Genomic DNA, 4,087 nt, shown 5'->3' with positions numbered 1-4,087 from the left:
GGCGTTCATGCCGAGCTGGGCGAGAAAGTAGGTGCCGAGACGACCGGCCGCGTCATCCATCGCCACGGTGGTGCGATGCAGGTCGCTCGACCCGAACAGGCGGATCATGCGGTTGCGCAGGTCCTCACGCTGAAGGAGCAGGAACACAACCACGACCAAGACGAGGCCAACGGTGGTCAGCGGCTCAAAGATCGGGCCCAGCACCTTCTCCGCGAGCGCAAGCAGCGAAATCTCGGGCTCCTGCACTCGGACAAGCTGTGCCCTAGGCGTATCCCCGCCCGGGCCGGTTGCCGCGGTGGTGCCGGCTGCGTCGGCCTTCTGGGTGACGTCGTGAACCTGGTGGCTGAACTTGGCGATGACCCGGTTGGCATCGCCGAGCCAGCCTTGCTGCAGGCCGGCGAACTTCTTCGAGACCGTCGCCTGGTACTGCGGCAGATTGCCAGCGAGCCCGGCCACCTGCGTACCGAGGACCGCGCCGATGCCGCCGATCACTCCGAGCGCGAGCAGCACCGCGACGATCACGGAGGGCACGCGCCCGAACTTGATCCGGCGCAACAGGTTGACCACCGGGGCCAGAACGAAGCTGAGGAGCACCGCCAGCACGAGGGGGATGAACACCTCGCGCCCGAAGTACAGCGCCGCGATCAGCACGACCCCCACCGCGAGGGTCAGCAGGCCGCGCAGGCCGGGCACAAGTGGCGGCGGCACCTGGGCGGGCTGCTTAGAAGCAATCGTCACGTCCATCGGCATACGCTTGCACCCTTCGACGCCGAGCTACACCCAGCGTGCCACCTCATAACGTCGTTCGCTCGGTTTCGTCCCGTGACATGCTTTGGTTCGGTCTATCCGCGGAGGCCCGCCGGCTCAGCGTCGATCCAGAAACGACGGTTCGGCGGACATTTTGCCTGGCCCAGCGTTCCAAGGAGGAAGGCTGATCGTGCGCATCCGTTGCGGCTACACCATAGCCCTCGACACGTTCAGTTCGACGCCGATGGTTTTATTGCTCAACGTCCGCCTGGAACGGCACCTCGACCTGCGCTCACGCGAAGTCATCGCGTTCGATCCGCCGGTTGCCGCCCGCTAGTTCCACGACCTATTTGGCAACCTCGTCACCTGCATCTACGTCCCGGGGGGCGGATCACATGTCAGCCGACTTCGAGATAAAGGACCATAAGCGGCCCGACGATCATGCCCTCGACGCCCCACAGATCCCGGTTCAGAACCTTTGGGACGAGGTGCTGCCGTTCCTGCTCGGCTTGCGCTATTGCGACCTCGACAAGCACTTGAAGACCGCTTGGAACCTGTTCGGCTCGATGCCAGAGGGATGCGCGCGTGAACAGGCCATCGTCGACTACGCGCACGTTCGGCTGCGCTTCGACTACAATCAGGCCGATACCACGCGCAGCGCTTTCGACGGCTACGGCGAGCAGGTTGGCGTTTGTCGCGACTTCGCGCACCTCTCTGTGACGCTGTGCCGGTGCATGAATATCCCGGCCTGCTATGTCATGAGCTACCTTAGCGACATCGGCCTCCGGAAAAGACCCGGCGCTGATGGACTTACACGCATGGTTCGAGGTCCACCTCGACGGTCCGACGGGGCCATGCTGGTATGCGTTCGACGCTCGGCACAATCGGCCTCGGATCGGCCGCATCGTGATGGCCTATGGTCGCGACGCGACGGATTGCTCGATCACGACCATTTTCGGACCCGCCCCGCTTGCGGGCTTCACGGTGATCACCGACGAGGTCGGCGACGTCGCGTGAGGCCGGGTCGGCTCCTCACGGGGAGGTAGACGCTTGCGAAGGTTCATGGAGGTCCTATCGGGCCACAGCTTCGGTCCGGTCGCTCGCCATGCCATACCCGTCACGGCGGTCGCGGCGGCTACGCTGCTCCGGTTCCTGGCGCCCCTCGATACTGCCCCGTTCCTCCTGTACCTCCCCATCGTGTTCCTCGTCGCGCTCGCCCTTGGCCGGGGGCCGGGCGTCCTCGCGGTGGCGTCCTCTCTGCTGGCAGCCGCGTGGTTCTTCCAACGGTCGGATCATGCAGTCGGGCTGAACCCCGGGCAGGTCGTAGCACTCGCACAGTACCTCGTGGTTGGCCTCGCCATGGTCTGGGTATGCGACGCCCTACGCCGCTCGATGATAGAGCGCGAGGAGGTGCTCGGACGCATCGACGCCGCTAATGCGGGCCTTCGCGCGAGCCAGGCAGCGTTGGAGGACTCGCGCCGCGACGCTGAGGCCGCCCGCGAAGCTGCCGAGGATGCCAACCGGGCCAAGAGCAGCTTCCTCGCCAATATGAGCCACGAGTTGCGGACACCGCTGTCCGCTGTGATCGGCTATTCGGAGATGCTTGAGGAGGAGGCGGAGGAGCTCGGCCAGGACGGCCTGCTCAAGGACCTGGGAAAGATCAAGTCGAACGCCAAGCACCTGCTCGGGCTGATCAACGATGTGCTCGACTTGTCGAAGGTCGAAGCAGACAAGATGGAGACTTACGCCGAGGACATCGACCTCGAGGCATTCCTCCGTGACGCCGCCGGCACCGTCGAGGCCCTGGTGTCCAAAAAGGGCAACCGCCTCGTCCTTGATTTGGGCGATGGGCTTGGCACCGTGCGAACAGACGCGACCAAGTTACGCCAATGCCTATTCAACCTACTTTCCAACGCTGCGAAGTTCACCGAAGCCGGGACCATCATCCTGCGTGCGCACCGCGAACCGGGTGCGAATGGCGACCACCTTGTCCTGTCGGTGCAGGACACTGGCATCGGCATGAGCCCGGAGCAAGTCGAGCGTTTGTTCCAGCGCTTCGTCCAAGCCGATGGGAGCACGACCCGCAAATACGGCGGCACCGGCCTCGGTCTCGCCTTGACAAAGGCGTTCGCGCAACTGCTCGGCGGCGACGTCACCGTCACGAGCGCGATCGGACAAGGAACGAGGTTCATCCTTGTTGTGCCTGCGGCACTTTCCGAGCGCGATGGCGCCGACGTGGTCGAGAGGCCAGCCTCGGACGGAGCCACCGGCTCGGGTGCGCGCGGCCTAGTGTTGGTCATTGACGATGAGGCGAGCCAGCGCGACCTCATGGGCCGTTTCCTGGCGCGGCAGGGGTTCTCGGTGCGCACGGCCGGGGACGGCCGTACCGGCCTGGATTTGGCACGTGGCCTCGCACCGCGCGTGATTCTGCTCGACGTGATGATGCCGGAGGTGGACGGTTGGACGGTGCTCACTACTCTCAAGGGGGACCCAGCCACACAGGATATCCCAGTGGTGATGGTGAGCTTCGTCGCCGACGCGGCGCTCAGCGCCTCCCTTGGGGCGGCGGACGCGGTGCCGAAGCCGGTGGACTGGGCTAGGCTGAAGGGCGTGCTCGACCGGCTTGGGGAAGGGGCTGGGGACGTACTCGTCGTCGATGACGACGTCGACATGCGCGAGCGGCTCCGCACAGTCCTTGAACGCAGCGGCTGGTTGGTTCGCGAGGCTGGCGACGGGGTCGAAGCGTTGGACAGGGTCCGCGAGGCGACGCCGCGCCTTGTGCTACTCGATCTGACTATGCCGGTGATGGACGGCTTCGCTTTCCTCCATCGCCTCAGGAGCATGCCAGGCTGCGCCGATATCCCGGTCGTCGTCCTGAGCGCGCGCGACGTCACCACTGCCGAGCGTCAGCAACTTTCGGAGGCCGACCGTGTCCTGCGTAAGGGCGACGCCAGTCTGCAAGACATCGCCACCGAGCTGCGCAAGCTCGACAACTACCAAACGGATGGTAGGGAGGCGGTCACAAATCGAAGCTCCTTGTGAATCCGGGGTCACGTTTCCCTATTTCAGTCTGCGGCCACCGGACCTTGCGGCTGATCGTGACGACTATAGCAAGCCTTGCTTCGTTACCTGGGGAGATACGCCGATGATCGAAGAGTCGCGCTACATACAAATGCGGCAGATCGTGGCCGGCTTGTCTGAAGGTGTGATCCTGATCGAGCCGGATCAGACGATCTCCTACGCGAACGCCGCCGCCGTGATGATGCATGGGGTTGCCGATGCCGACGATCTCGGCGCCACCGTGTCGGAGTACCGCACGAACTTCAAGTTGCACTACCGC

At 64.6% G+C, this 4,087-nt stretch carries 5 protein-coding genes and 1 pseudogene; 4 read left to right on the top strand and 2 right to left on the bottom strand.

The genetic code is table 11. From position 1 onward, the window contains the following. A partial coding sequence (locus MKK64_RS26075) for an AI-2E family transporter (protein WP_243938541.1) occupies nucleotides 1–750 on the bottom strand: 750 nt, incomplete at its 3' end. A 187-nt stretch (nucleotides 751–937) separates the two neighbouring features. Between MKK64_RS26075 and MKK64_RS28515 the strand changes: the two genes are divergently transcribed. Further along, complete coding sequence (locus MKK64_RS28515; protein WP_409568013.1) at nucleotides 938–1,084, top strand: hypothetical protein; 147 nt, start codon at nucleotides 938–940, stop codon at nucleotides 1,082–1,084. 61 nt (nucleotides 1,085–1,145) lie between these two features. On the opposite strand, the gene MKK64_RS28510 is transcribed toward MKK64_RS28515, so the two are convergent. After that, nucleotides 1,146–1,457 (bottom strand): hypothetical protein, encoded by a 312-nt coding sequence (locus MKK64_RS28510; RefSeq protein WP_409568015.1) that lies wholly within the window; start codon nucleotides 1,455–1,457, stop codon nucleotides 1,146–1,148. Between MKK64_RS28510 and MKK64_RS28505 the strand changes: the two genes are divergently transcribed. From MKK64_RS28505 to MKK64_RS26060, 3 genes and pseudogenes are all read left to right on the top strand, one after another. Beyond that, nucleotides 1,344–1,793, top strand: a complete 450-nt coding sequence (locus MKK64_RS28505) for a transglutaminase-like domain-containing protein (protein ID WP_409568014.1) — start codon at nucleotides 1,344–1,346, stop codon at nucleotides 1,791–1,793. The two genes, MKK64_RS28510 and MKK64_RS28505, sit on opposite strands and share 114 nt — an antisense overlap. Before the next feature lie 16 nt (nucleotides 1,794–1,809). Beyond that, nucleotides 1,810–3,789, top strand: a complete 1,980-nt coding sequence (locus MKK64_RS26065) for a hybrid sensor histidine kinase/response regulator (RefSeq protein ID WP_243938539.1) — start codon at nucleotides 1,810–1,812, stop codon at nucleotides 3,787–3,789. A 103-nt stretch (nucleotides 3,790–3,892) separates the two neighbouring features. Continuing rightward, a pseudogene (locus MKK64_RS26060) lies at nucleotides 3,893–4,087 on the top strand (PAS domain-containing protein); the annotation flags it as partial.

The organism is Methylobacterium sp. E-025 (assembly GCF_022829705.1).
GTDB lineage: Bacteria > Pseudomonadota > Alphaproteobacteria > Rhizobiales > Beijerinckiaceae > Methylobacterium.
This window is presented reverse-complemented; position numbering and strand designations above follow the sequence as displayed.

Coding starts and splice junctions, on each gene's coding strand:
- MKK64_RS26065 (WP_243938539.1), top strand. CDS start 1,810: ATGGAGGTCCTATCGGGCCACAGCTTCGGTCCGGTCGCTCGCCATGCC.